This window comes from Leifsonia soli (assembly GCF_013408745.1).
Classification (GTDB): Bacteria; Actinomycetota; Actinomycetes; order Actinomycetales; family Microbacteriaceae; genus Leifsonia; species Leifsonia soli.
In genome coordinates this window covers 1,829,627-1,852,972 of record NZ_JACCBJ010000001.1, presented here as the reverse complement: position 1 = coordinate 1,852,972, position 23,346 = coordinate 1,829,627, and the positions used below count along the sequence as shown (strand labels likewise).

Genomic DNA, 23,346 nt, shown 5'->3' with positions numbered 1-23,346 from the left:
CCGTAACGTGCCGATGCTGTGAGCCGCATCCGACCTCGAACGGGTGTCTTGTTCGCGACCCCGAGCGGTGAGAGCATCTCACTATCGGCCTAACGGCGTCAGCCGCCGGGCCGTTCTGATCATGCACAGTTCGCTCGGACGACACAGGAGAGCGACGCGACTCGGGGGGCCGCGCCTGACTTCCACCTGGGCGGTGCTCGCTCTGGTCGCCGGAGGTCTGCTGGGCGTCTCCTCGCCCGCCTCTGCCGAGGAGTGCACCACCGCGTGCGCGCCGGCCGGCACGGATGGATCGAGCGGCCACATAGCGGACAAGACCGGTGGCGACGGGTCGGCGACCCCGGATCCGACGCCGTCGGCGGACCCGTCTCCGGACCCGTCCCCGGACCCGACTCCGACGCCGGACCCGACTCCGACGCCGGACCCGACTCCCACTCCCGACCCGACACCGACGCCCGACCCCACTCCGACCCCGACCCCCGACCCGGCGACGCCGCCGGTGAGCCCGCCCGCGTCCGCACCGGGGCCGGCGCCCACGGATGAGATCACTCTCAGCGTGCCGGACCTCCCGCAGTTCCCCACGGTCGACCCGGCCGACCTCGAGCGCGCCGTCCAGCTGGCCAGCGATCTCGCCTCGGCGCAGGAGCAGCTCGCGACGGCGACCCAGGAGTCGGAGACGGCCCAGCGCGAGCACGATCAAGCGCAGGCCGCGGCCGACGCCGTGCGCAAGCAGGCGGACGCCGCCGCCGAGCAGGCCCGCAAGAGCGCCGCCTTGGCGACCGCGCTGCTCCGCTCGTCCGGCGCCCGCTTCCTGACCCAGGACCCGCTCAGCGCGGCCCTGGAGGGCTCGGGCGACCTGCTCGAGCAGCTCGGCGCCGCCGACCGGCTCGCCGCCCTCTCGAAGGACCGCGACGCCGCCATCCGCCAAGCCTCCACCCAGAAGAAGGCTGCGGAGGGCTGGGCCGAGAAGGCACAGAAGGCGGCGGATGCCGTCTCGGCGGTCGACGTCGACAGCAGCCGGCAGGCGGTCGCGACCGCGCAGGCGCAGGTCGATGCGGCGTCGGCCGCCCTCGCTGCGGCGCCGACGGTGATCCAGGCGGGTTCCAGCTGGCAGGTGCTCACCTCCGATCCGACGCTCGTCGCGAGCGGGTGGGCGCTCCCGGTGCAGGGCTCGCTGACCGATGTCTTCGGACCGCGGCCGTCGCGTCCTCTCGGCACGGACCCCTTCCACCCGGGTGACGACCTCGGTGCCGCCTGCGGGACGACGATCTTCGCGGCGGCAGCCGGGACGGTGGTGCGCGCCGGGCCGTTCAGCGGCTACGGCAACTTCGTCCTCATCGATCACGGAGGCGGCGTGCAGACGGCCTACGGCCACATCCGCGACGGAGGCATCGGCGTGACCGTCGGCCAGCAGGTCGCCGCGGGCCAGCCGATCGCGCAGGTGGGCTCGACCGGGCTGTCGACGGGCTGCCACCTGCACTTCGAGGTGCGGGTGAACGGTCTGCAGATCGACCCGCAGCCCTTCCTGGCCGCTCGCGGTGTCGTGCTCGGCCGGCACTGATCCTCAGGATTCGCTGGACCCCGCCCACAAACGGCGGAGCGGGCGTACGGTTCTGGCATGACCGAACTCACGGAGCTGGTCGGCACGTGGATGCGACGCCAGCGCTGGTATTCGACGAAGAACGTCGAGCCGCGCCTGCGGCTTCTCGCGTCGTTCGACGCCGAACCCGCGGACGCCGACGTCCGCGTCGTCACCCACTTCTTCTGCGACGACGCACCGCGCACGCCCCGCGTGTACCAGGTGCCCGTCGTCGCGCGGGCCGGCCGCGACGGCGACGAAGCCGCGCTGATCGGCGAGGCGGGCGGACGGTACCTGTACGACGGTCCGACGGAGGAGGCGTACGTCGCGTCCCTCGTCCAGCTGATGACCGGTCAGGAGCATGCCGAGGGCCGTGATGCGCACGCGCAGGGCCACACGCTCGGCGGCCGGCTCGCGGTGCGGTCGTCGCGGCGACTGACGGGCGAGCAGTCCAACACGTCGATCGTCGGCGAGCTGGAGGACGACCGCCTCGCCCTCATCAAGGTGTTCCGGGTCGTCCAGGACGGCGAGAACCCCGACGTCTCCACCCTGGCCGCGCTCACCGCGGCCGGGTCGCGGCGGACGCCCGCGCTGCTCGGCTGGCTCACCGGCCGCTGGCCCACCCCGGTCGCCGGGACCGCGTCCGGCGAACTCGCCCTCATGCAGGACTTCGTCCCGGGGGCCGAGGACGGCTGGGAGCTGGCGGTCAGCGCCGCGGAGCGCGGCGAGGACTTCACCGACCGCGCGTACCTGCTGGGGGCGGGCACCGCCGAGCTGCACACGCTCCTGGCGCGCTCGCTGCCGACGAAGCGCGCGGCGAAGGAGGATGTCGCGCTCGCCCTCGACGGGATGTTCCGGCGCCTCACGGTCACCACGACCGAGGTCCCCGAGGTCGAGGAGCTGCGGGCCGGGATCGCGGCCGTCTACGAGGACGCCGCCGCGGCGCCTCTTCCGCTGCTGCAGCGCATCCACGGCGACCTCCACCTGGGCCAGGTGCTCTACGCGCCCGACCGCGGCTGGCAGTTCATCGACTTCGAAGGGGAGCCGCTGCGGCCGCTCGCCGAGCGCGCACTGCCCGACGCGACCATGCGCGATGTCGCCGGGATGCTGCGCTCGTTCGACTACGTCGCGGGTTCCCTCGCGCGCCGGGAGACGCCGGTGGATGCGACGGCATGGGCCGCGAACGCGCGGCAGGCGTACCTCGAGGGCTACGCGTCCGTCGCGGGCTCCGAGGTCGATGACTTCCGGCTGCTGCTCGACGCGTTCGAGCTCGACAAGGCGGTCTACGAGATCGCGTACGAGGCCCGGCACCGCCCGTCGTGGATCCCGATCCCGCTCTCCGCGGTGCAGCGCCTGCTGGCGACCCGCGTCAGCTGACCTCGCCAGCGCCGGCGGATTCGGTGCGGGTGGGAACATCGCCCCGGAGCGAGCCGATCATGCTCCGCAGGATGCGGCGAGCGGCGGCCTGGTCCTGCTCCGTGAGACCGGACAGCATGCGGAGCTCGACGGACCGTACGGCCGCGCTCGCCTGCTCGAGACGCCGCCGGCCGCGGGCGGTGAGCCGGGTGGGGAGCACCTTGCCGACGGGCGCCTCCGCCGGCCGGGTCACGTCCCCCTCCCGCTCCAGCGTCTGGAGCAGCACGTTCATCGACTGCCGGGTGACGAACGTGCCGCGGGCGAGCTCGGAGTTCGACAGGCCGGGGCGCTGGGAGAGCAGCTCCAGGCACGAGTAGTGCGTGATCGTCATGCCGAGCGGGCGGAGCACCTCCTCCATGGCTGCGCGCAGCGCGCTGGACGCCTCTTTGAGCAGGTAGCCCAGCGATGTCTCGAGGTCGACGCCGACTCCGTCTTGACTCATGTCAGTATTCTGACATAGATTGAGTCGTGTCAGATAACTGACACGAAATGAAGGAGCATTCCATGCCCGCCACCGGCCCCGACTTCCTCTCGCTGCAGACGCGTGATCTCGCCGCATCCCAGGCCTTCTACGAGCGCTACCTCGGGCTCGTCCGCTCGCCGGCCGGCCCACCGCACGCCGTGGTCTTCGACACGAAGCCCATCGCATTCGCGCTCCGGGACATCGTCCAGGGCACCGATCTCGATTCCGTTCCTCAGCCGGGCATCGGCGCCGCGATCTGGCTGCACGCGACCGATGTCCAGGCCATCCACGACGCCCTCGTCGCCGACGGCCGCACGATCGTCGCCGCGCCCATCGACGGACCCTTCGGCCGCACGTTCACCTTCGCCGACCCCGACGGGTACCACATCACGCTGCACGACCGCGTCTGAGGGTCAGGAATCCGAGATCGTGGCGAGGATGGCGCAGGCGCGCGCGACCACCTGCTGATCCTCGGGGCTGAGCGCGCCGAGCCGCCCCTCCAGCCACGCGTCGCGTCGAGCCCGTGTCGTCTCGGCGAGGCGAGCGCCTTCGGGGGTCGTGCGGAACAGCACCTTGCGGCGATCGCTCGGATCGGCGGTTCGGACGACGTATCCCGCCGACGTGAGTCTGTTGACGCTCTGGCTCATCGACGCGGGAGTGACCTGGGCGACCTCGCTGAGTTCGGTCAAGGTCTGCGGGCCGGTCTTGTGCAGCCAGTTCAGCACGTCCAGGGCGGCGTCGCCGAGGCCGCCTTCCGGGCGTTCGCTGCGGAAGCGCCGGTACAGTCGTCCGACCGTCGAGCGGACCTGAGCGCCGAGGCCGGAGACGGCGAGGGCTCCAGGGGGCCCGGCGCTTGCTTCGGCTTCCATGGGTGATTAGTCTACCTAAGAAGAGTCCTTAGTATGCCTAAGCATCGTTGACCGAGAAGGAAGCCCGCCCACCATGCCTGCCAATCCACTCGGTCTTCTCCTCCGCGGCCGGCGCGCAGGGCACCGCACCCTCGCCTGGGCCGACCCCGGCCTGGATGCGCCGCAGACCTTCACGCTCACCAGTCCGGCCTTCGACAACGGCGCGCCGATTCCCGACCGCCATCGTGGCCGGCTGCGCGGACCGAACGTCTCGCCCGCACTGTCGTGGACCACGCCTCCGGCGGAGACGCGAGAGCTCGTGCTCATCGTGCAGGACCCCGATGTGCCCTTCTCGAGACCCGCCACCCACGCGCTCGCCGTCGGGATCGACCCGGCGGCACACGGCATCCCGGAGAACGGGCTCGCCGAGCCGAGCCCCGTCCGGGGGATCCGGCAGGGCAGAGGCGGGTTCGGCCGACGTGGCTACGCGGGGCCGCTCCCCATCCGCTCGCACGGAGCCCACACGTACGCCTTCCAGCTCTTCGCGCTTGACAAGCCGATCGATCTGCCGGCGTCGTTCACCCTCGCCGACACTGTCCGCGCCATGAGAGGGCACGTCATCGCCCGAGCCCGCCTCGACGGAACCTACGAGATCCGTTAGTCCCTGCACGGAGTCAGTGGCCGGAGAAGCGCGGCTTCCGCTTCTCCTGGAAGGCGCGGAACCCCTCGCGATAGTCGTCCGTGTCGCGCAGGGCCGACTGCGCGGCGTTCTCGGCGGCGACCGAGCCCCAGAAGCCGAGCGAGCCGTCGCGCAGGCCCGAGACGATCCGCTTGCTCGCCAGGAACGCTTGGGTGGCGCCGGACGCGGCCGCCCGGGCTGCGGCATCCACCTCGTCGCGCAGGCCGTCGGCTGGCAGGGATCGTGAGAAGAGGCCACCCGCGACCGCTTCGGCGCCCGACAGGAGCCGGCCGGAGTAGATGAGGTCGAGCGCCCGGTGCGGGCCGAGGCGCGAGACCAGCAGCCAGTGGCCGCCGGAGTCGAGGGCGGCGCCGAGGGCGGCGAACGGCGAGCCGACCTTGGCGTCCTCCGCCACGTAGACCACATCGGTCGCGACCAGGAGCCCCAGGCCGACCCCGAGACACGCGCCATGCGCGGCGGCGAAGGTCGGCGCGGCGAACGCTGCGATCCGGCGTAGCAGGGGAGTGACCAGGCCGTCGAGGTACCCGCTCACGTCGTCGGTCGCGGGGTCGACGCCCGCGATGTCGCGGCCGGCGCAGAACGCGCGACCCTCGCCGCGCAGCACCAGCGCGCGGACGCCCGCCGCCTCCGCCTCGGCGTAGGCCGCATCCAGCGCCCGCAGGTCGTCGGGGCCGAGCGCGTTCAGCCGCTCCGGCGCGTCGAGGGTGACACGGGCGATCCCGTCGGCGATGTCCAGGTCGATCACGGGGCCTCCGCTGTTCAGACGTCGTAGTCGACCACGACGCGGTCGGTCAGGGGATGGGACTGGCAGGTCAGCACGTAGCCGCGTTCGAGCTCCTCCGGCTCCAGCGCGTAGTTCTCCGTCATCCGCACGTCGCCGCTGACCAGCCGCGCGCGGCACGTCCCGCAGACGCCCCCGGTGCACGCGAAGGGCACGTCCGGCCGCACGCGCAGAGCCGCGTTCAGAACCGACTCGTTCGCATCCACCGGCGTGGTCACGGTCGAACTCAGGCCGTCGAGCGTGAACTCGATCTCGGCGGTGCGCTCGCCCTCGTGGACCACCACCGGACGACCTGCGTCGCCGCGGGGTTCGCCCGGTTCGCCGGTCGTGAACAGCTCGAAGTGGATGCGGTCCCGCGCCACCCCGTAGGCCTCCAGCACGTCACGGCACAGCTGCACGAGCTCGAACGGTCCGCACAGGAACCACTCGTCGACGGTCGACGGGGGGACGAGCGTGTCGAGCATCCTGCGCAGCCGCTCCTCGTCGATCCGGCCGGAGAGCAGGGGGGCGGAGCGCTGCTCGCGCGAGAGCACGTGGTGCAGCGCCAGCCGCGCGGGGTAGCGGTCCTTCAGGTCGGCGAGGTCCTCGAGGAACATGACGTCGATCGCCGTGCGGTTCGTGTAGACGAGCGTGAACCGCGCCGTGGGGGAGCCGGCCAGGATGCTGCCGGCGAGCGCCATCAGCGGCGTGATGCCGGACCCCGCGGCGATGCCCACCACGTGCCGGCCGTCCACGCGCGACGGGTCGACCGTGAACGTGCCCTGCGGGCTCATCACGTCGATCCGGTCGCCCGCCCGCAGCTCGCTGGTCGCCCAGGTCGAGAACGCGCCGCCCAGGTCGCGCTTGATCGCGACGCTGATGCGGCCGGGCCGGTCGCCGGTCGGCGGCAGCGGCGGGCGGCACAGCGAGTAGCTCCTCCGCAGCTCATGGCCGTCGACGGTGGCGCGCAGGGCGACGTGCTGCCCGGGCAGGTAGTCGTACTCGCCGCGGAGCCCCTCCGGCACCGCGAAGGTGACCTCGACGCTCGCCGCCGTCAACGGTCGCACGTCGGCGACCGCGAGCGTGTGGAACCGTGCCCGCGCCATCAGGCCTCCCTCACAGTGCCTTGAAATGGTCGAACGGTTCGCCGCACGACCGGCAGACGAACAGCGCCTTGCAGGACGTCGACCCGAAGTGCGCGACCTCGCGGGTGTCCAGCGAGTCGCAGTGCGGGCACTTCACCGACATGCTCAGCCGGACCGGGCCGGCGGCCGACGGGGGAGCGATGCCGTACTCCTGGAGGGCGGAGCGGCCGGCGGCGCTGATCCAGTCGGTCGTCCACGCGGGCGACAGCACCAGCCGGACCCGGACGTCGCCGAACCCCTCCGCGGCCAGGGCGCGCACGACATCCTCGCGGATCGCATCCATCGCCGGGCATCCCGAGTAGGTCGGCGTGATGACCACCTCGACGCCGTCGTCGGAGACCGTCACCTCGCGCAGCACGCCGAGGTCGTCGATGCTGAGCACCGGCACCTCCGGGTCCACGACGGCGGCGACCGCCGACCACGCCCGCGCGGCGTCGGCGTGATGCGTCACCATGACGCCCCCGGATGCTGACGGGCGAGCACCTGCAGCTCCGCGAGCAGGGGTGCGAGGTATTCGGAGTGCCGGCCGCGGCGCCCGCCGCCTGCCGCATGGAAGGCCGTCGGCGGCTCGAGCCGGGCCTCCGCCAGCACGGGGCCGACCTCGGCCTCGAACGGCTCGCGGAGCGTCGAGGGAGGCACGGCCACTCCGTCGAGGGCGTCGAACAGGCCGACTCCTCCCGCGGCCTCGTCGGAGAACAGCTCGTCGACGTAGGGCCAGACGTCCTCCATCGCGCGCAGGGTGCGGCGGCGCGACTCGTCCGTTCCGAGCGCCAGGCGCAGCATCCACTGGTCGGCGTGGTCGCGGTGGTAGTCGACCTCCTTCACCGCCTTCGCGGCGACGCCGGCGAGCACCGGATCGGTGGATGCGCGCAGCCGCTCGTACAGCGGGTGCAGGTAGTGCGCGGCGGCGAACTGCCGCACGATCGTGTGCGCGAAGTCGCCGTTCGGCTGCTCGAACAGGTGCGCGGAGCGGAAGTCGCCCTCGTCGCGCCAGTACGCCAGGTCGTCCTCGGTGCGTCCCGTCGCCGAACCGGCGTAGCGGAGCAGGGAGCGCGCATGGCCGAGCAGGTCGAGGGCGATGTTCGCCAGGGCGACATCCTCCTCCAGCTCCGGTGCCCGGGTGATCCAGCCGCCGAGGCGCTGCGCCAGGATCAGGGAGTCGTCGCCCAGCCACAGCGCGTACTCGGCGACCTCGGAGGACGCGGGCGCGTCGGTGGAGACGAACTCGTCGGAGAGGACGACCGCGCTGAGCTCCACGTGGCCGTGATCGACATCGGGGGCGCCGATGTGCGTGCGCTGCGCATCGGTCACAGGTGCTTCACCCCATCGGCGGCGGTGTAGTAGGTGGCGTGGCGGAAGTTCTTGCCCTCCGGTGCGGTGAAGAAGGCGTCCTTCGCGTCGGGGTCGCTCGCGGTGATCCGGTCGGAGCGCACCACCCAGATCGAGACGCCCTCGCCCCGCCGGGTGTACAGGTCGCGGGCATTGCGCACCGCGAGCTCCTCATCCGGAGCGTGCAGGGAGCCGACGTGCACATGGCTGAGCCCGCGCGAGGCCCGCACGAAGACCTCCCACAGCGGCCACGGCTCCGCGGTCATGCGACGGCCTCCGCGCTCGCGCGCGCGGCGCGCTGCTTCTCGGCGTAGGCGGCTGCGGCCTCGCGGACCCAGCGGCCGTCCTCGTGCGCCTCGCGCCGACGCTGCAGGCGCTGCGCGTTGCAGACGCCGCGGCCGGCGATGACCTCCTGCAGCTCGCTCCAGTCGATCGGGCCGAGGTCGTAGGCCTGGCGCTCCTCGTTCCAGCGGAGGTCCGGGTCGGGCAGCGTGACGCCCAGCGCCTCCGCCTGCGGCACGAGCATGGCGACGAACCGCTGGCGCAGGTCGTCGTTCGAGAACCGCTTGATCTTCCACGCCATCGAACGCGCCGAGTTGGGCGAGTCGCCGTCGGGCGGGCCGAACATCATCAGCGACGGCCAGTACCAGCGGTCCACCGCATCCTGTGCCATCCGCTGCTGCTCGGGGGTGCCGCGCATCAGGGTGAGCAGGATCTCGAAGCCCTGCCGCTGGTGGAAGGACTCCTCTTTGCAGATGCGGACCATGGCGCGGCCATAGGGGGCGTAGGAGCAGCGGCACAGCGGCACCTGGTTGCAGATCGCTGCGCCGTCGACCAGCCAGCCGATCGCGCCGATGTCGGCCCAGCTGAGCGTGGGGTAGTTGAAGATCGAGGAGTACTTGGCGCGGCCGGAGAGCAGCTGCTCGGTGAGCTCGTCGCGGGTGACGCCGAGGGTCTCCGTCGCCGAGTACAGGTAGAGGCCGTGGCCCGCCTCGTCCTGCACCTTCGCCATGAGGATGGCCTTGCGCTTCAGGCTCGGAGCGCGCGTGATCCAGTTGGCCTCTGGCTGCATCCCGATGATCTCCGAGTGGGCGTGCTGCGACATCTGCCGGATGAGGGTGCGGCGGTAGTCGTCGGGCATCCAGTCGCGCGGCTCGACGCGGGAGTCGGCGGCGATGAGCTCGTCGAAGCGGGCCCGGCCGTCCGTCTCGGACGCCGTGTCGGCTGTTGTGGTGGTCATCGTCGACCCTCCCATCGCGATCACTATTTACTGATCGTTCGTTCAGTATATCCGTCGGACGGGCGCGCGTGCCAGACTGGGCGCGTGACCGAGACGCTGCGCTCCGACGCCCTGCGCCGAGGGCGGCCCGGCTACGACCAGCGGGGGATCCTCGAGGTCGCGGTCGCCGCGTTCAACGAGCACGGCTACGACGCGACCTCCATCGGGATGCTCGCCGACCGGCTCGGCCTGTCGAAGTCCGCGATCTACCACCACGTCGCCTCCAAGGACGAGCTGCTCGGCCTGGCGCTCGACGAAGCGCTCGACGGGCTGGAGGGGGTGCTGCGGGCGCCCGAGGCGACGACGGGGGCGGCCTCCGACCGGCTGGCCTTCGTGCTGCGCGGGGCGGTCCGGGTGCTCGCCGACCGGCTGCCGTATGTGACGCTGCTCCTGCGCGTCCGCGGCAACACCGACGTGGAGCGGGCGGCGCTCGCCCGTCGTCGCGCGTTCGACCACGCGGTCGCCGAGCTGGTGGCGGAGGCGCGGGCCGAGGGCTCCCTGCGTACGGATGCGGACCCGGCCGTCGTTGCGCGCCTGCTCTTCGGGATGATCAACTCCCTCACCGAGTGGTACACCCCCGCGGGCCCGCTGACCCCCGACGACCTCGCCGACACCATCCTCGCCCTCGCCCTCCGCTGACCCCGCCCCTCCGCCCCACCGTCGAGTCCGCAAACTTTGCACGTTTTCGGGGGCTTCAGCGTGCAAAGATTGCGGACTCGACGGTGGGGGCTGGGGACGGGGCTATTTGGCGACGAGGGTGAGGACGTCGTAGGTGGCGACGAGCTCGTTGTGCTGGTTCTGGATGCGTGCATCCCACCGCACCTCGCCGTAGTCGTCGGTCTCGCGCGGCGTGATCTGCTTGGCCGTCAGGGTGACGCGGATGCTGTCGCCGGGAACGACGGGCGTCAGGAACCGCAGGTCCTCCAGCCCGTAGTTCGCGAGCACCGGCCCAGGCGCGGGGTCGACGAACAGCCCGGCCGCCCACGACACCAGCAGGTAGCCGTGCGCCACCCGGCCGGGGAAGAACGGGTTCGCGGCCGCCGCCTCCTCATCCATGTGCGCATAGAACGTGTCGCCGGTGAACGTCGCGAACGTCTCGATGTCGTCGAGGGTCACGCGCCGCGATTCGGACTGCACCTGGTCGCCGATCCGCAGGGTCGCCAGCGACTTGCGGAAGGGATGCGGCGGCTCCGGCGACGCGGCGGCGCCGGGATGCCACACCCCGGTGATCGCGGTGAGCAGATCCGGCGACCCCTGCAGCGCGGTCCGCTGCATGTGGTGCAGCACCGCGCGGATGCCGCCGAGCTCCTCGCCGCCTCCCGCCCGACCCGGACCGCCGTGCACCAGATGCGGCATCGGCGAGCCGTGCCCGGTCGAGGTGCGCGCGTCGTCGCGGTCGAGCACGAGGATGCGGCCGTTGTAGGCCGCAGAGCCCAGCACGAACGCGCGCGCGAACGCGGGGTCGTGCGTCGCGACGCTGGTGACGAGGGACCCGCCGCCGCGGGCGACGAGCGCCACCGCCTCCTCCGCCGTGTCGTAGGACAGGACGCTGGCGACCGGCCCGAAGGCTTCGACGGTGTGCGCTTCCGGCGTCCACGCGTCGGCGAAGCGCAGCAGCACCGGGGCGACGAACGCACCCTCTAGGACGGCTCCGGTCGTGCCGTCGGCGCGCACGACGGTCGGCTGGTCGAGCCCTCCCAGCACCAGCTCGCCGCCGGCGGCGACCAGCCGGCCGACCTGCCGCAGCACCTCCTCGCGTTGCGTGCGCGAGGCGAGCGGTCCCATCGTCACGCCCTCGGCGCGCGGGTCGCCGATCACGACGCGGGAGGCGATGCGGTCGCGAACGGCGGCGATCACGTCGTCCGCCAGGGGAGCTGGGACGATCGCCCGGCGGATGGCCGTGCACTTCTGCCCGGACTTCGCCGTCATCTCGACGACCAGCCCTTTCACGTATGCGTCGAACTCGGGTGTCCCGGTGACGGCGTCCGGGCCGAGCACCGACGCGTTGATCGAGTCGGTCTCGCTGGTGAACCGCACCCCGCCGGTCTGCACGGACGCGTGCGCCTTCAGGCGCTCGGCGGTGGATGCCGACCCGGTGAACGCGACCAGGTCGCCGAGCCGCACATGGTCGAACAGGTCGGGGACCGATCCGCTCACCAGCTGCAGGGAGCCCGCGGGCAGGAGCCCGGACTCGACCATGATCCGCAGGGCGGCCTCGGCCACGAACGCCGTCGGGGTCGCCGGCTTCACCAGGGTCGGCATCCCGGCGAGGAAGGAGGGCGCCAGCTTCTCGAGCATCCCCCACACCGGGAAGTTGAAGGCGTTGATCTGCACCGCGACACCCGGCAGGCGCGTGTAGACGTGGCGGCCGAGGAAGCTGCCGTCCTTCGACAGCTGCTCCGCCGGGCCGTCGAGCACGACCTGGGCGTTCGCGAGCTCGCGCCGGCCCTTCGAGCCGTAGGTGAACATCGCGCCGATGCCGCCGTCGACGTCTATCCAAGCGTCGGCCCGGGTGGCGCCGGCCTGCGCCGACAGCGCGTACAGCTCGTCCTTGCGCTCGGTCAGCGCCTGGGCGAGCTGCTTGAGCAGCAGGGCGCGCTGATGGAAGGTGAGCGCGCCGAGGGAGCGCTGGCCCACGGTCCTGGCGTGCTCCAGTGCGTCGGCGAGGTCGAGGCCGGCCGTGCTGACCCGGGTGACGAGCTCGCCCGTGGAGGCGTCGAGCACGTCGGCCGCGCCCTCCTCCGTGTCGGGCGTCCACCATCCGTCGCGGAGGTAGCTGGGCAGGATCATGGGCGGGCTCCTTCGGGGCGAGGGATGCGGGATGCGGTGGATGAGGCGGGCACGGTGGATGCGTAAGCTGACGGCATGGCCGACGGCGACTGGACGATCGAACTGGGCGAGCTCGACACGAAGATGGGCGTGCGCATCCTGGAGCAGTCCGCGGAGCGCGTCGTGGCGACGATGCCGGTGGAGGGCAACCGCCAGTCGTTCGGGCTGCTGCACGGCGGGGCGTCCGTCGCGTTCGCGGAGGCGCTGGGATCGTGGGCGGCCGTCATCCATGCCGGGCCGGGGCGCAGTGCGGTCGGCATCGACATCAACGCGACCCACCACCGGTCGGCGCGCTCGGGCCTCGTGACGGGGGTCGCGACGGCGATCCGGCTCGGCCGCACGATCGCGTCGCACGAGATCGTCATCACCGACGAGGAGGGCAACCGGCTCTGCACGGCGCGCATCACCAACCTCATCATCGACGCTCCGGAGCGGTAGAGGAGCCGGGAGCGTCCCCGGGTTCATCGCCCTCGGTCCAGTCGTAGAAGCCGCGTCCCGACTTCCGCCCGAGCATCCCCTCGGCGGCCATCCGCCGCAGCAGCTCCGGCGGCTCGAACCGCGGCCCGAGCTCGCGCGAGAGGTACTCGGCGATGTCGAGGCGCACGTCCAGCCCGACGATGTCGGTGAGCCGGAGCGGCCCGACCGGATGCTTGTAGCCGAGCGTCATCGCCGTGTCGATGTCCTCGGGCGTCGCGACGCCCTCCTCCACCATCCGGATCGCCTCCAGTCCGAGCAGCACGCCGAGTCGCGACGAGGCGAAGCCGGGGGAGTCGCGCACGGTGATCGGCGTCTTGCCGATCGCGGCGACCCAGCCCTCCGCGGCTTCGGCGGCGGTCGTCGCGGTCGCCGTCCCGGTCACGAGCTCCACGAGGGTGGAGGCGGGCACGGGGTTGAAGAAGTGCATTCCGAGGAACGCGCCCGGTCGCTGCAGCCCCTCGGCCAGCACGTCGATCGACAGGGATGAGGTGTTGGTCGCGAGCACCGCATCCACGGGCAGCAGGTCCTCGGCCCGCCGCAGGGCCTCGCGCTTGAGGCCGACCAGCTCTGGCACCGCCTCGACGGCCAGCCCGGCGCCGTTGAGCGCCTCCCAGGTGACGGTGACCAGCAGGCTCTCCGGGTCGGGCGGTGCGGCGCCGCGACGGACGCTGCCCTCCACTGCGGCGAGGATACGGTCGCGCGCCTCCGCCGCGGCCGACGCGTCCCGTTCGATCACGACCACCTCGGCGCCCGCCATCAGAAAGGCGTGCGCGATGCCCGCGCCCATCCGGCCGCCGCCGATGACGGCGACGCGCTCGGGCAGTGCCGCGTGGTTCACGTGCGTCTCCTCCGTTCCAGGAACTCGGTCATCCTCCGGTGCTTCTCCGGAGAGTCGAACAGCTCGGCCTGCGCCTCGCGCTCGGCGGCGGGATGCCGGTCGGCAGGCTCCCGCAGCACGCGCTTGGTGTGGCGGGTGGCCAGGGGATCGTTCGCGGCGATCCGGTCGGCGAGGGCGTGCGCCGCGGCGAGCAGCTCGTCCGGATCGTGCAGCGACGACACCAGACCCGCGGCGAGGGCCTCCTCGCCGGTCAGGAGGCGCCCGGTCAGCACGAGCTCGGTCGCGAGCGGCAGGCCGACGAGCGCGGGCAGCCGCCAGAGCGCGCCGGCGGCGGCGATGATCCCGAGACCCGTCTCCGGGTTGCCGATCCGCACTCGCGGCGTGCCGATGCGCAGGTCTGCTGCGTAGGCGAGCTCGGCCCCGCCGCCGAGCGCGTACCCGTCGAGGGCGGCGATGACCGGCATGGGGAGCTCGGCGATCCGCGTGAACGCCGAGTCGTTGATGCCGCTTGCGGCGTCCGCGGCGGTGCGCTCGCGCAGCTGTGCGATGTCGGCGCCCGACGCGAACACTCCACCGGAGCCGGTGAGGATCAGGATGCGCGGCGCGCGCTCCAGGGCGTCGCAGACCTCGTGCAGTTCGTCCACCATCCGCTGGTCGATCGCGTTGCGCCGCTCCGGCCGGTCGAGGGTCACCACCACACGGTCGGGGAGCTCGGCCACGGTGAGCCTCCGGGTGTCGCTCATACCGCCTCCACGATGAGGGAGGTGCCCTGCCCGACGCCCACGCACATGGTCGCGAGGCCGTAGCGGGCGCCCTCGCGCTCCATCCGGCCGAGCAGGGTGACCAGGATGCGCGACCCGCTCGACCCCAGGGCGTGGCCGAGGGCGATCGCGCCGCCGTCGGCGTTCACGGTCGCGGGGTCGAGTCCGAGCCGGCGGATGCAGGCGAGCGCCTGGCTGGCGAACGCTTCGTTGAGCTCGACGGCGCCCAGGTCGGAGACGTCGAGGCCGGCTCGCGCGAGCGCTTTGCGCGTTGCGGGCACCGGGCCGAGTCCCATGACCTCGGGCGCGACGCCGGCGCTCGCCGCGGCGACGATACGTGCCCGCGGCTTCAGCCCGTGCCGCTCGACCGCCTCCGCGCTCGCGACGACGACCGCGGACGCGCCGTCGTTCAGCGGGGAGGAGTTGCCAGCGGTGACGACGACGCCGCCGGCCACAACCGGCTTCAAGCGGGCGAGCGCCTCCAGGCTGGTGTCGCGACGGATGCCCTCGTCGGCCGCGACCGGACCTGCGGGGGTGTCGACCGCGAGCAGCTCGGCGTCGAACCGGCCCGCATCGGCCGCCGCGGCCGCCCGCCGGTGGCTCTGCAGAGCGAAGGCGTCGGCGCCCTCGCGGCTGATGCCGTCGATCCTCGCGACCTCCTCCGCCGTCTCGGGCATCGTGTAGGTCGCCTTGTCGCGCGCGAGCAGCCGGGGGTTGGTGAAGCGCCAGCCGATCGCGGTGTCGTACTGCGGGCCGGGCTTCGCGTAGGCGCGCTCGGGCTTGCCCTGCACCCAGGGAGCGCGGGTCATCGACTCGACGCCGCCCGCGACCACGAGGTCGGCGTCGCCGGCCCGGATGCCCTGCGCGGCCTGGATGACGGCGGTCAGCCCCGACGCGCATAGCCGGTTGACGGTCAGTGCCGGGACCTCGTCCGGCAGTCCGGCGAGCAGCACGGCCATCCGGGCGACGTTGCGGTTGTCCTCGCCCGCCTGGTTGGCCGCGCCGAGCACGACCTCGTCGAGCGCGTCGCCGGGAACGCCCGCGCGGCGGACCACCTCGCCGACCACCAGCGCCGCGAGGTCGTCGGGCCGGACGCCCGCCAGCGCGCCGCCGTAGCGGCCGACCGGCGTGCGCACCCCGTCGACCAGGTAGGCCTCCGCCATCGTGCCCTCTCCCTCGACGCCACGAATTACCGAACAATCGTTCAGCAATTGCATCGTCGCAGACCCGGCCCGCGCAATCAACCCGCCTCCCACGCCATCCCCCACCGTCGAGTCCGCAAAGACTGCACGCGACACGCCGCCCGAGCGTGCAGTCTTTGCGGACTCGACGGTGGGCGGAGTCAGAGGGAGGCGGCACGGGCGCGGCGGCGGGAGGTGCGCTCGGCGGCGGAGACGTTGTAAGCGAGCACGAGCACGGCGCACGCGACCGTCGCCGCGGCGGGGAGCACCGCGCCAAGCGGGATCAGCAGCAGCGACAGCACGACGGCCGGCACGCCCCAGCGCAGCACCACCCGCCACTCGTCGCCGTAGCGACGGGAGATGACCGTGTTCGCGAAGTAGAACAGCGCGATCCCGCCCCCGAGGCACACCGAGAGGGCGAGCGGCAGCGGTTCGGCGGGATGCTCGATCGCCGCCGACAGCGCGCCGGAGAGCGCGGTCACCCCCGCCAGCAGCAGGAACGGCAGGAAGGCCACCGTGTCCCGGATGCCTCGCACATCCCCGCGCGCGAGCAGCCGTTCCAGCCCCTGGTGCATGACGTCGACGCCGTAGAGGAAGAACGTCCACGCCAGCCCGGCCACGATCACCAGCCCCAGCAGGCCGACGAGCGCACCGCCCGCCGTCCACGACTCGCTCACCACGGCCACGATGCTCAGCACGGACTCGCCGAGGACGATGATCACCAGCAGCCCGAACCGCTCCGACAGGTGGTCCACATTCAGCGTCTCGAACGCGCCGGACGCCCAGCTCGACGCCGTCGTGACCAGCAGCACGACCTCGAGCGCGATCGCGACCGCCCACAGCACGTAGCCGGCCGGCTCCGGCAGCGGGATGGAGACCAGCCAGAGCACCGCCGTCACACCGTTGTAGACGCTGATCCGGATGCGCGAGGCCACCCCGTCCGCCCACGACAGCCGGATCCAGGCGACGAGCAGCACGATCCGCAGCGCGGCGTTCCCGGCCGCGAAGAGCCAGGCGCGCTCGCCGATCGCCTCGGGAGCGGCGACGGCCATCGCACCGACCGCCACCATCGCCAGCAGCATCACCAGCGACAGCCCTCGCCGGGTGAGCCGCCGCGACACGTTGACGACGAACGTCAGGTTGCCCCACGCCCACCACACCGCGGCGAACAGGGCGAGGAACACCCCGATCGCCGCGAAGCCAGGATGCACGTGGAGGCCGTGCGCCAGCTGGCCGACCAGGGCCACGAAGATCAGATCGAAGAACAGCTCCATCCAGTCGGCCCGGCCCGGGTCGCGGTCACTGCTCCCGACCATCCTCATCGCAGGTCGTGGTCCTCGAAGACGAGGGAGGTCTTGGTGTCGCGCACCGAGGGGATCGCCGTGAGCTCCTCGAGGACGACGCGGCGCAGGTCCTCGTTGTCTCGGGCGCGCACGAGCAGGATGACGTCGAAGTCGCCGCCGACCAGCGCGAAGTGCTCCACCTCCGGGATGCGCTGCAGCCGCTCCCTCAGGTCGTGCCAGTCCGCCTGTTCCACCCGCAGCGTCACGTACGCCGACGATGCGCGCCCCGATCGCCGCGGGTCGACCTTCGCGGTGAACCCGGTGATGACCCCGTCCGACACCAGCCGCGAGACCCGCGAGTAGGCGTTGGCGCGCGACACGTGGGCCGCCTCCGCCACGGAGGTGATGGAGGCGCGGCCGTCCGCGCGCAGAGCGTCCAGGATCCGTACGTCGATGTCGTCCATGGTGCTGGACAGTCTGCCACCGATCCGCGCTGCCCGCACCCGTTCGTCTCGACTCGCGCGCACCCGTAGCGTCCCGCGTCTGCCGAAGTCATGCTGGGGAGGAGCGACGTCTTTCGAAGGAGAACAGATGCACGCGGACGATCTGCTGCCCGGCGACACCCCGCTGCGGCTCATCGATCAGGATGGCGCGTCCCACCCGGACGACCGCCACCGGATGCCCGCCGCCGACACCCTGCTCGAGGGCTACCGGCGGCTCGTGCTCGCCCGCCGGCTCAACGATCAGGCCGACGCGCTGGTGCGCCAGGGGCGTCTCGCCGTCTACCCGTCGTCGCACGGCCAGGAGGCCTGCGAGATCGCCGCCGCGATGGTGCTCGGCGAGCAGGACTGGCTGTTCCCGACCTACCGCGACACCGTCGCCGTGATCGCCCGCGGCGTCGACCCGTTCGAGGCGTTCGTGCTGCTCCGCGGCGACTGGCACTCGGGCTACGACCCGAACCGCCACCGCGTCGCCCCGCAGGCCACGCCCCTGGCGACCCAGCTGCTGCACGCGGTCGGCTTCGCCCACGCGGCCCGTCTCCGCGGCGAGGACACGGTGGTGCTCGCGATGTGCGGCGACGGCGCGACCAGCGAGGGCGACTTCCACGAGGCGCTCAACTTCGCGGCCGTCTTCCACCTTCCGGTCGTGTTCCTGGTGCAGAACAACGGCTACGCGATCTCGGTGCCGCTCAGCAGGCAGACCGCCGCGCCGAGCCTGGCGCACAAGGGCATCGGCTACGGGATGCGCGGCCGGCTCGTCGACGGCAACGACCTCGCCGCCCTGCTCGCGGTGCTCGGGGAGGCCGTCGAGGAGGCCAGGGAGGGCGGCGGTCCGACCCTGGTGGAGGCCGTCACCTACCGCATCAAGTCGCACACCAACGCCGACGACGCCACCCGCTATCGCACCTCCGACGAGGTGGAGCCCTGGCTCGCGCGCGACCCGCTGCTCCGGCTGCGCGCCTGGCTGACCGCCCAGGGGGAGCTCGCGGAGGGCGACGATGCGGAGGCGCACGCTCAGGCGGAGCGGGTCGCCGCCGACCTCCGCACCGCGGTCATGGCCGACGCCGAGCCGCACCCCGAAGACCTGTTCGCCCACGTCTACGCCACACCGACCCCGCAGCTGCGCGAGCAGGCCGCGCAGCTCGCCGCCGAACTCCGCGCCGCGGAAGCGGGTCGGCCGAACACTCAGGAGGCCGCCCGATGACGCTCATGCATGACGCCCCCGCCGGGGCCGACCCCCAGAATGGAGCCGCCGCTCCGGCCGCCGCTCCGGCCACGATGACGATGGCGCAGGCGCTCAACCGCGCGCTCGCCGACGCGCTCGCCGCCGACCCGTCCGTCGTCGTGTTCGGCGAGGACGTCGGCGCCCTCGGCGGCGTCTTCCGCATCACCGACGGGCTGACCGCCCGCTTCGGCGAGAGCCGCTGCTTCGACACACCGCTGGCCGAGTCCGGCATCGTCGGGACCGCAGTCGGGATGGCCATGAACGGGATGCGCCCGGTCGTCGAGATGCAGTTCGACGCGTTCGCGTATCCCGCGTTCGAGCAGATCGTCGATCACGTCGCCAAGATGGGCAACCGCACGCAAGGCCGCGTGCGTCTTCCGCTCGTCATCCGCATCCCCTACGCCGGCGGCATCGGCGGGGTGGAGCACCACTCCGACTCGTCGGAGGCCTACTACGTGCACACGCCCGGGCTGACCGTCGTGTCGCCCGTCACCCCGCAGGACGCGTACGGGCTGCTGCGCGCCGCCATCGCGCATCCCGACCCGGTGATCTTCCTCGAGCCGAAGAAGCTGTACTGGTCGACCGGCGAGGTGGATGTGGAAGCGCCGCTGCCCGAGATCGGCCGCGCGCGTGTGGCCCGCGAGGGCGACGACGCGACCCTGATCGCGTACGGGCCGTCCGTGCCGGTCGCGCTCGCCGCTGCCGAGGCCGCCGCGGAGGACGGCCGCAGCATCGGGGTCGTCGACCTGCGGTCACTCGTCCCGTTCGACGACGAGACGGTCTGCGCGGCGGTCCGCCGCACGGGCCGCGCGGTCGTGGTGGCCGAGGCGCCGGGCTTCGCGAGCATGGCGGCCGAGATCGTCGCGCGCGTCTCGGAGCGCTGCTTCCACCACCTCCTCGCGCCGGTGGGCCGGGTGACCGGGTTCGACACTCCGTTCGCGCCGCCGAAGCTGGAGCGGTTCTACCTGCCCGACGTCGACCGCGTGCTCGACGCCGTGGATGCGCTGCAGTGGGAGGACGCATGACCGCACGGGTGTTCACCCTCCCCGATCTCGGCGAGGGCCTGACCGACGCGGAGCTGGTGCGCTGGCTGGTCGCGGTCGGCGACACCGTCGTCACCGACCAGCCGATCGCGGAGGTCGAGACCGCGAAGTCCGTCGTCGAGGTGCCGTCGCCGTATGCCGGACGGGTCGCGGCGCTGCATGGAGCCGAGGGCGAGAACATCCTGGTCGGCGCGCCGCTGATCGAGGTGGAGGAGGCGGCCGAGTCTCCGGCGGCGGCCGAGTCTCCGGCGGCGTCCGGCGGGTCGGGCGCCGTGCTGGTCGGCTACGGGACGACGACGCACGCCGGCAGGCGGCCCCGGTCCGCGCGCACGACGACCCTCGAGCCGCCGCGCCCGCCCGCCGCGGCTCCCGCGACTCCGGCCGGTCTCGCATCCACCTCGCCCCGGCCGCCGATCGTCCCCGTCGTCTCGCCGGTGGTGCGCGCGCTCGCCCGCAGCCACGGGATCGATCTCTCCACCCTGCGTCCGAGCCGCCCGGACGGCGTCGTCACCCGACACGATGTGGAGGCGGCGCTGTCGGCGCGCGCGCAGGTGCCGCGGCGCGCATCCGTCGCCGGCCCGTCCTCCCCGGTGCCCGCCGCCCCCGAAGCCGCCGCCCCCGAAGCCGCCGCCGACCCGCGCACGGGCCTCACGGTCCGCGACACCGCCGCGTTCTCGCGCCTCCGCCGCACCGTCGCCGAGACCATGACGCGCAGCCGCTCCGAGATCCCCGAGGCGACGGTCTGGGTGGATGTGGATGCGACCGAGCTGTGGGACGGCCGGCGCCGCCTCGCCCGCGGCGGTCGCGCTCCCTCGTTCCTGTCCTTCGTCGCGCGGTTCGCCCTCACCGCTCTCGCGCGGCATCCCGAGCTCGCGGGTCGCGTGACCCCGGACGGCCAGGGACTGCAGCTCTTCGACGGCGTCAACCTGGGCTTCGCCGCCGACACCGACCGCGGCCTGCTCGTCCCGGTCGTCCGCCGGGCCGACCGCCTCTCGGTGCGCGAGCTCGACGCCGAGTTCGACCGCCTGGCGCGGGCGGCCCGCGACGGGACGCTCCCTCCCGCCGATCTCGCCGGGTCGACGTTCACGATCAACAACTACGGCAGCCTCGGCGTCGACGGCAGCGCCGCCATCATCAACCATCCCGAAGTCGCCATCCTCGGCCTCGGGCGGGCCATCGAGCGGCCGTGGGTCGTGGACGGCGCGATCGTGCCCCGGCGTATCCTGCAGCTGTCGCTCGTGTTCGACCACCGGGTGACCGACGGGGGAGTCGCGGCGGGCTTCCTGCGGGAGATCGCCGACGCGATCGAGTCGCCGCTCGGCGCGCTGGCGGACACGCCCGGCGCTGTCGCCGGCTGAGCGTAGGGTGGCGGCATGAGCGACAAGAAGAACGACGACGACTACGACCTCAGCGAGGAGAAGGAGGTCGCGCCGGAGGAGAACATCGACTGGCTGCCGACGCCGGAGCCGACCGACGGCGAGGCGCCGGCACCCTGAGCCGGGTCGCCGCCGGGCCTAGGGTTGGAGGAGTGACCCCTCGCTCGCTCCCGCTCTGGCTCGCGCTCGTCCTCGCCCTGCTCTGCGGCGCCCTGGTCGCACTGCAGTCGCGCATCAATGGTGAGCTGGGCAGTCGTCTGGGCGACGGCTTCACCGCCGCCGCCATCTCGTTCGGCTCCGGCCTGGTGATCCTCACGGTCGCGCTCGCGATCGTCCCCGCCGGACGGAGGGGCCTCGCGCGCGTCCGCGACGCCCTTCGCGGCCGCGGCCTGCGCTGGTGGTACGTCCTCGGCGGCGCCGCGGGTTCGTTCCTGGTGCTGTCGCAGGGGCTGACCGCCGCCGCGCTCGGCGTCGCGCTGTTCACGGTCGCGGTCGTGGCGGGGCAGACCATCAGCGGCCTCGTCCTCGACCGGATCGGCCTCGGCCCGGGAGGGCGCCGGCCGCTGACCGCCGCGCGTCTCGTCGGCGCGATGCTCGCCCTGGTCGCGGTCACGTGGGCCGTGTCGGCGCAGTTCGGCGGCGGCGCTCCGATGTGGATGATGCTGCTCCCGTTCATCGCCGGCCTCGGCACCGGTTGGCAGCAGGCCGTCAACGGTCAGGTCCGGGTCGTCGCCGAGAGCGCGCTCACCGCGACCTTCATCAACTTCGCCGTCGGCACCTCCGTGCTGGTGGTGCTCATGCTGGGGCACTGGGCGCTCGCCGGGCTGCCCGCGCGCCTGCCGGCGGAGCCGTGGCTCTACGTCGGCGGCGCGATCGGCTGCATCTTCATCGGGGTGACCGCGTTCCTGGTGCGGATCACCGGCGTCCTGCTGCTCGGCCTCGCCACCGTCGCCGGTCAGCTGGCCTCCGCACTGCTGCTCGACCTCCTGCTGCCCACCGCCGGCCACGTCCTCGCGTTCTCGACCATCGGCGGCACGCTGCTGGCGATCGTCGCGGTCGCCGTCGCCAGCATCCGCTGGGGCTGGCGCCGGCAAACCGCCTGACAAGAGGCCCGGCGGTCAGTCCAGCGTCGTCAGGAACCGCTCCGGGTCGATCGACCGGCGGTGCCCCTCCCGGCTGTCCGCGGTGATGCCGCCGACGTACAGCCAGCCGAGCAGCCGCTCGTTCTTCTTCAGCCCGTGCATCCGGTGCACGGCCTTCGATCGGGTGTGGTGGCCGGTCCGCCACATCACGCCCCAGCCCGCGTCGTGGAGGAGCAGGCTCAGGATGTGCGCGACGCCCGAGGCCACCGCGTCCTGCTCCCAGCCGGGAACCTTGTCGCTCTTCGTGCGCACCGAGACGATCGCGATCAGCAGGGAGGAGCGCAGCGGCTTGGATGCGAGCTTCTCCGCATCCGACCCGGTCGCCTTCGCATCCCGCACGAACGCCTGGCCGAGCCGCAGGCGGGCGTCGCCGCGCAGCTCGATGAGCCGCCACGGGTGCAGCGCGCTGTGATCGGCGACCCGGCCGGCTGCGGCCACCAGGGGCAGCAGCTCCTCGTGCGTCGGCGCATCCGGCGTCACACGCGAGTACGACCGGCGTGCGGCGACGCGCTCGGCGAGGCCGCCGGCGGGGCCGGCGACCGTCGGGGCCTCCGTCATCAGGACTCCGGCGTGAAGTTCAGCGAGAGGGAGTTCATGCAGTAGCGGTCGCCGGTGGGGGTGCCGAAGCCGTCCGGGAAGACGTGTCCAAGGTGCGAGCCGCAGGAGGCGCAGCGCACCTCGGTGCGCACCATGCCGAGGCTGGTGTCCTCGATGAGCTGGACGGCCTCCGGCCGGACGGACTCGTAGAAGCTCGGCCAGCCGCATCCCGAGTCGAACTTGGTTCCCGACTTGAACAGCTCGGCACCGCACGCGGCACAGGTGTACAGGCCCGCGCGGCTCTCGTCGAGCAGCTCGCCGGTCCACGGGCGTTCGGTCCCGGCCTCGCGGAGCACCGCGTACTGCTCGGGACTGAGTTCCTCACGCCACTCGTTCTCGCTCTTGGAGACCGTGTATCCGTCGGTGTGCCCGTTCGTGGCCGTCTCGTTCTGTGCCATGCCTGTCCCTTTCGTCGTCACCAGACTAAACGGCGTCGCCCCGGCGGCTGTTCCCGTTTCGTCCCGCGACGTGCCGGGCGGAAACAAGGAACACACAGGGCCGGCGTCCTAGGATGATGCGCGAGCGCGGGGCGCGACCGGCACGACCGGCACCGCCCGGCGTCCGTGACGAGGGAAGGC

At 72.7% G+C, this 23,346-nt stretch carries 27 protein-coding genes; 11 read left to right on the top strand and 16 right to left on the bottom strand.

From position 1 onward, the window contains the following. Nucleotides 1-193: 193 nt before the first annotated feature. Together BJ963_RS08970 and BJ963_RS08965 are read left to right on the top strand one after the other, a co-directional pair. On the top strand, nt 194-1,558 hold the full coding sequence (locus tag BJ963_RS08970; RefSeq protein ID WP_343037247.1) for a M23 family metallopeptidase: 1,365 nt from the start codon (nt 194-196) through the stop codon (nt 1,556-1,558). A gap of 57 nt (nt 1,559-1,615) precedes the next feature. Then, complete coding sequence (locus tag BJ963_RS08965; protein WP_179456081.1) at nt 1,616-2,953, top strand: maltokinase N-terminal cap-like domain-containing protein; 1,338 nt, start codon at nt 1,616-1,618, stop codon at nt 2,951-2,953. Here BJ963_RS08965 and BJ963_RS08960 read toward each other — a convergent pair. Beyond that, nucleotides 2,946-3,434 carry a MarR family winged helix-turn-helix transcriptional regulator gene (locus BJ963_RS08960; RefSeq protein WP_179456079.1) on the bottom strand — a complete coding sequence of 163 codons (489 nt, stop codon included), beginning with the start codon at nt 3,432-3,434 and terminating at the stop codon, nt 2,946-2,948. The genes BJ963_RS08965 and BJ963_RS08960 overlap by 8 nt on opposite strands. A 62-nt stretch (nt 3,435-3,496) precedes the next feature. Here BJ963_RS08960 and BJ963_RS08955 point away from each other — a divergent pair, with 62 nt between their 5' ends. After that, nucleotides 3,497-3,865, top strand: a complete 369-nt coding sequence (locus BJ963_RS08955) for a VOC family protein (protein WP_089908990.1) — start codon at nt 3,497-3,499, stop codon at nt 3,863-3,865. A gap of 3 nt (nt 3,866-3,868) precedes the next feature. On the opposite strand, the gene BJ963_RS08950 is transcribed toward BJ963_RS08955, so the two are convergent. Continuing rightward, the gene (locus BJ963_RS08950; protein WP_179456077.1) at nt 3,869-4,324 is read right to left on the bottom strand and encodes a MarR family winged helix-turn-helix transcriptional regulator; all 456 of its coding nucleotides are present in this window, start codon (nt 4,322-4,324) and stop codon (nt 3,869-3,871) included. A 73-nt stretch (nt 4,325-4,397) separates the two neighbouring features. Between BJ963_RS08950 and BJ963_RS08945 the strand changes: the two genes are divergently transcribed. After that, the gene (locus BJ963_RS08945; RefSeq protein WP_179456075.1) at nt 4,398-4,964 is read left to right on the top strand and encodes a YbhB/YbcL family Raf kinase inhibitor-like protein; all 567 of its coding nucleotides are present in this window, start codon (nt 4,398-4,400) and stop codon (nt 4,962-4,964) included. A 13-nt stretch (nt 4,965-4,977) separates the two neighbouring features. On the opposite strand, the gene BJ963_RS08940 is transcribed toward BJ963_RS08945, so the two are convergent. The 6 genes from BJ963_RS08940 to paaA are packed head-to-tail and all read right to left on the bottom strand — an operon-like array spanning nt 4,978 to nt 9,492. Further along, the gene (locus BJ963_RS08940) at nt 4,978-5,748 is read right to left on the bottom strand and encodes an enoyl-CoA hydratase-related protein (RefSeq protein WP_179456073.1); all 771 of its coding nucleotides are present in this window, start codon (nt 5,746-5,748) and stop codon (nt 4,978-4,980) included. 14 nt (nt 5,749-5,762) lie between these two features. Then, the gene (gene paaE, locus BJ963_RS08935) at nt 5,763-6,869 is read right to left on the bottom strand and encodes a 1,2-phenylacetyl-CoA epoxidase subunit PaaE (protein ID WP_179456071.1); all 1,107 of its coding nucleotides are present in this window, start codon (nt 6,867-6,869) and stop codon (nt 5,763-5,765) included. Nucleotides 6,870-6,879: 10 nt separating this feature from the next. Then, a complete protein-coding gene (gene paaD / locus BJ963_RS08930) occupies nt 6,880-7,362 on the bottom strand; it encodes a 1,2-phenylacetyl-CoA epoxidase subunit PaaD (RefSeq protein ID WP_089909010.1) in 483 nt (160 codons plus the stop codon). Continuing rightward, nucleotides 7,356-8,219, bottom strand: coding sequence for a 1,2-phenylacetyl-CoA epoxidase subunit PaaC (paaC, locus tag BJ963_RS08925; protein ID WP_343037246.1), 864 nt, complete (start codon nt 8,217-8,219; stop codon nt 7,356-7,358). The genes paaD and paaC overlap by 7 nt, the downstream gene beginning before the upstream one ends. Then, nucleotides 8,216-8,503 carry a 1,2-phenylacetyl-CoA epoxidase subunit PaaB gene (gene paaB / locus BJ963_RS08920; RefSeq protein ID WP_179456069.1) on the bottom strand — a complete coding sequence of 96 codons (288 nt, stop codon included), beginning with the start codon at nt 8,501-8,503 and terminating at the stop codon, nt 8,216-8,218. Before paaB ends, paaC begins: the two co-directional genes overlap by 4 nt. Then, the gene (gene paaA, locus BJ963_RS08915; RefSeq protein ID WP_425484717.1) at nt 8,500-9,492 is read right to left on the bottom strand and encodes a 1,2-phenylacetyl-CoA epoxidase subunit PaaA; all 993 of its coding nucleotides are present in this window, start codon (nt 9,490-9,492) and stop codon (nt 8,500-8,502) included. Before paaA ends, paaB begins: the two co-directional genes overlap by 4 nt. Nucleotides 9,493-9,561: 69 nt before the next feature. Here paaA and BJ963_RS08910 point away from each other — a divergent pair, with 69 nt between their 5' ends. Then, a complete protein-coding gene (locus BJ963_RS08910; RefSeq protein ID WP_179456065.1) occupies nt 9,562-10,155 on the top strand; it encodes a TetR-type transcription factor C-terminal domain-containing protein in 594 nt (197 codons plus the stop codon). Nucleotides 10,156-10,257: 102 nt separating this feature from the next. Here BJ963_RS08910 and paaZ read toward each other — a convergent pair whose 3' ends face one another. Then, a complete protein-coding gene (gene paaZ, locus BJ963_RS08905; RefSeq protein ID WP_179456063.1) occupies nt 10,258-12,306 on the bottom strand; it encodes a phenylacetic acid degradation bifunctional protein PaaZ in 2,049 nt (682 codons plus the stop codon). Between the two features lie 75 nt (nt 12,307-12,381). On the opposite strand from paaZ, the gene BJ963_RS08900 reads away from it, so the two are divergent. Continuing rightward, nucleotides 12,382-12,783, top strand: a complete 402-nt coding sequence (locus tag BJ963_RS08900; protein WP_179456061.1) for a PaaI family thioesterase — start codon at nt 12,382-12,384, stop codon at nt 12,781-12,783. Here the strand turns inward: BJ963_RS08900 and BJ963_RS08895 are convergent. The 5 genes from BJ963_RS08895 to BJ963_RS08875 all read right to left on the bottom strand — a co-directional run bounded on the left by BJ963_RS08895 (nt 12,761) and on the right by BJ963_RS08875 (nt 17,349). Continuing rightward, nucleotides 12,761-13,609, bottom strand: coding sequence for a 3-hydroxyacyl-CoA dehydrogenase family protein (locus BJ963_RS08895; protein WP_172824287.1), 849 nt, complete (start codon nt 13,607-13,609; stop codon nt 12,761-12,763). The two genes, BJ963_RS08900 and BJ963_RS08895, sit on opposite strands and share 23 nt — an antisense overlap. A 47-nt stretch (nt 13,610-13,656) precedes the next feature. Beyond that, nucleotides 13,657-14,403, bottom strand: coding sequence for an enoyl-CoA hydratase/isomerase family protein (locus tag BJ963_RS08890; protein ID WP_179456059.1), 747 nt, complete (start codon nt 14,401-14,403; stop codon nt 13,657-13,659). Next, a complete protein-coding gene (locus BJ963_RS08885) occupies nt 14,400-15,584 on the bottom strand; it encodes a thiolase family protein (protein ID WP_179456057.1) in 1,185 nt (394 codons plus the stop codon). The genes BJ963_RS08890 and BJ963_RS08885 overlap by 4 nt, the downstream gene beginning before the upstream one ends. Before the next feature lie 179 nt (nt 15,585-15,763). Then, nucleotides 15,764-16,918 carry a low temperature requirement protein A gene (locus BJ963_RS08880; protein ID WP_157696901.1) on the bottom strand — a complete coding sequence of 385 codons (1,155 nt, stop codon included), beginning with the start codon at nt 16,916-16,918 and terminating at the stop codon, nt 15,764-15,766. 2 nt (nt 16,919-16,920) lie between these two features. Then, a complete protein-coding gene (locus BJ963_RS08875; protein WP_089909037.1) occupies nt 16,921-17,349 on the bottom strand; it encodes an Lrp/AsnC family transcriptional regulator in 429 nt (142 codons plus the stop codon). Between the two features lie 127 nt (nt 17,350-17,476). On the opposite strand from BJ963_RS08875, the gene pdhA reads away from it, so the two are divergent. The 5 genes from pdhA to BJ963_RS08855 are packed head-to-tail and all read left to right on the top strand — an operon-like array spanning nt 17,477 to nt 22,132. Then, the gene (pdhA, locus tag BJ963_RS08870; RefSeq protein ID WP_179456055.1) at nt 17,477-18,589 is read left to right on the top strand and encodes a pyruvate dehydrogenase (acetyl-transferring) E1 component subunit alpha; all 1,113 of its coding nucleotides are present in this window, start codon (nt 17,477-17,479) and stop codon (nt 18,587-18,589) included. Next, nucleotides 18,586-19,635 carry an alpha-ketoacid dehydrogenase subunit beta gene (locus BJ963_RS08865; protein ID WP_218857048.1) on the top strand — a complete coding sequence of 350 codons (1,050 nt, stop codon included), beginning with the start codon at nt 18,586-18,588 and terminating at the stop codon, nt 19,633-19,635. The genes pdhA and BJ963_RS08865 overlap by 4 nt, the downstream gene beginning before the upstream one ends. Then, entirely contained in the window at nt 19,632-21,011 is a 1,380-nt protein-coding gene (locus BJ963_RS08860) for a dihydrolipoamide acetyltransferase family protein (protein ID WP_179456053.1), read from the top strand. The genes BJ963_RS08865 and BJ963_RS08860 overlap by 4 nt, the downstream gene beginning before the upstream one ends. A 15-nt stretch (nt 21,012-21,026) precedes the next feature. Then, nucleotides 21,027-21,149, top strand: a complete 123-nt coding sequence (locus BJ963_RS19375; protein ID WP_269457905.1) for a hypothetical protein — start codon at nt 21,027-21,029, stop codon at nt 21,147-21,149. 32 nt (nt 21,150-21,181) lie between these two features. Then, a complete protein-coding gene (locus BJ963_RS08855; RefSeq protein WP_179456051.1) occupies nt 21,182-22,132 on the top strand; it encodes a DMT family transporter in 951 nt (316 codons plus the stop codon). A 15-nt stretch (nt 22,133-22,147) separates the two neighbouring features. On the opposite strand, the gene BJ963_RS08850 is transcribed toward BJ963_RS08855, so the two are convergent. Further along, nucleotides 22,148-22,729, bottom strand: a complete 582-nt coding sequence (locus tag BJ963_RS08850) for a nitroreductase family protein (protein WP_179456049.1) — start codon at nt 22,727-22,729, stop codon at nt 22,148-22,150. After that, nucleotides 22,729-23,166 carry a peptide-methionine (R)-S-oxide reductase MsrB gene (msrB, locus tag BJ963_RS08845; protein WP_089909048.1) on the bottom strand — a complete coding sequence of 146 codons (438 nt, stop codon included), beginning with the start codon at nt 23,164-23,166 and terminating at the stop codon, nt 22,729-22,731. Before msrB ends, BJ963_RS08850 begins: the two co-directional genes overlap by 1 nt. Nucleotides 23,167-23,346 lie beyond the last annotated feature (180 nt).

What these genes read in the sequence shown, in the direction of transcription:
- BJ963_RS08965 (WP_179456081.1), top strand. Translation starts at nt 1,616, where the DNA reads ATGACCGAACTCACGGAGCTGGTCGGCACGTGGATGCGACGCCAGCGC.
- BJ963_RS08900 (WP_179456061.1), top strand. Translation starts at nt 12,382, where the DNA reads ATGGCCGACGGCGACTGGACGATCGAACTGGGCGAGCTCGACACGAAG.
- BJ963_RS08890 (WP_179456059.1), bottom strand. Translation starts at nt 14,403, where the DNA reads ATGAGCGACACCCGGAGGCTCACCGTGGCCGAGCTCCCCGACCGTGTG.
- BJ963_RS08865 (WP_218857048.1), top strand. Translation starts at nt 18,586, where the DNA reads ATGACGCTCATGCATGACGCCCCCGCCGGGGCCGACCCCCAGAATGGA.
- BJ963_RS19375 (WP_269457905.1), top strand. Translation starts at nt 21,027, where the DNA reads ATGAGCGACAAGAAGAACGACGACGACTACGACCTCAGCGAGGAGAAG.
- BJ963_RS08945 (WP_179456075.1), top strand. Translation starts at nt 4,398, where the DNA reads ATGCCTGCCAATCCACTCGGTCTTCTCCTCCGCGGCCGGCGCGCAGGG.
- BJ963_RS08860 (WP_179456053.1), top strand. Translation starts at nt 19,632, where the DNA reads ATGACCGCACGGGTGTTCACCCTCCCCGATCTCGGCGAGGGCCTGACC.
- BJ963_RS08955 (WP_089908990.1), top strand. Translation starts at nt 3,497, where the DNA reads ATGCCCGCCACCGGCCCCGACTTCCTCTCGCTGCAGACGCGTGATCTC.
- paaA (WP_425484717.1), bottom strand. Translation starts at nt 9,492, where the DNA reads ATGGGAGGGTCGACGATGACCACCACAACAGCCGACACGGCGTCCGAG.
- BJ963_RS08880 (WP_157696901.1), bottom strand. Translation starts at nt 16,918, where the DNA reads ATGGTCGGGAGCAGTGACCGCGACCCGGGCCGGGCCGACTGGATGGAG.
- msrB (WP_089909048.1), bottom strand. Translation starts at nt 23,166, where the DNA reads ATGGCACAGAACGAGACGGCCACGAACGGGCACACCGACGGATACACG.
- BJ963_RS08875 (WP_089909037.1), bottom strand. Translation starts at nt 17,349, where the DNA reads ATGGACGACATCGACGTACGGATCCTGGACGCTCTGCGCGCGGACGGC.
- paaD (WP_089909010.1), bottom strand. Translation starts at nt 7,362, where the DNA reads ATGGTGACGCATCACGCCGACGCCGCGCGGGCGTGGTCGGCGGTCGCC.
- BJ963_RS08895 (WP_172824287.1), bottom strand. Translation starts at nt 13,609, where the DNA reads ATGGGCGCGGGCATCGCGCACGCCTTTCTGATGGCGGGCGCCGAGGTG.
- BJ963_RS08950 (WP_179456077.1), bottom strand. Translation starts at nt 4,324, where the DNA reads ATGGAAGCCGAAGCAAGCGCCGGGCCCCCTGGAGCCCTCGCCGTCTCC.
- pdhA (WP_179456055.1), top strand. Translation starts at nt 17,477, where the DNA reads ATGCACGCGGACGATCTGCTGCCCGGCGACACCCCGCTGCGGCTCATC.
- paaZ (WP_179456063.1), bottom strand. Translation starts at nt 12,306, where the DNA reads ATGATCCTGCCCAGCTACCTCCGCGACGGATGGTGGACGCCCGACACG.
- BJ963_RS08885 (WP_179456057.1), bottom strand. Translation starts at nt 15,584, where the DNA reads ATGGCGGAGGCCTACCTGGTCGACGGGGTGCGCACGCCGGTCGGCCGC.
- paaE (WP_179456071.1), bottom strand. Translation starts at nt 6,869, where the DNA reads ATGGCGCGGGCACGGTTCCACACGCTCGCGGTCGCCGACGTGCGACCG.
- BJ963_RS08960 (WP_179456079.1), bottom strand. Translation starts at nt 3,434, where the DNA reads ATGAGTCAAGACGGAGTCGGCGTCGACCTCGAGACATCGCTGGGCTAC.
- BJ963_RS08850 (WP_179456049.1), bottom strand. Translation starts at nt 22,729, where the DNA reads ATGACGGAGGCCCCGACGGTCGCCGGCCCCGCCGGCGGCCTCGCCGAG.
- paaB (WP_179456069.1), bottom strand. Translation starts at nt 8,503, where the DNA reads ATGACCGCGGAGCCGTGGCCGCTGTGGGAGGTCTTCGTGCGGGCCTCG.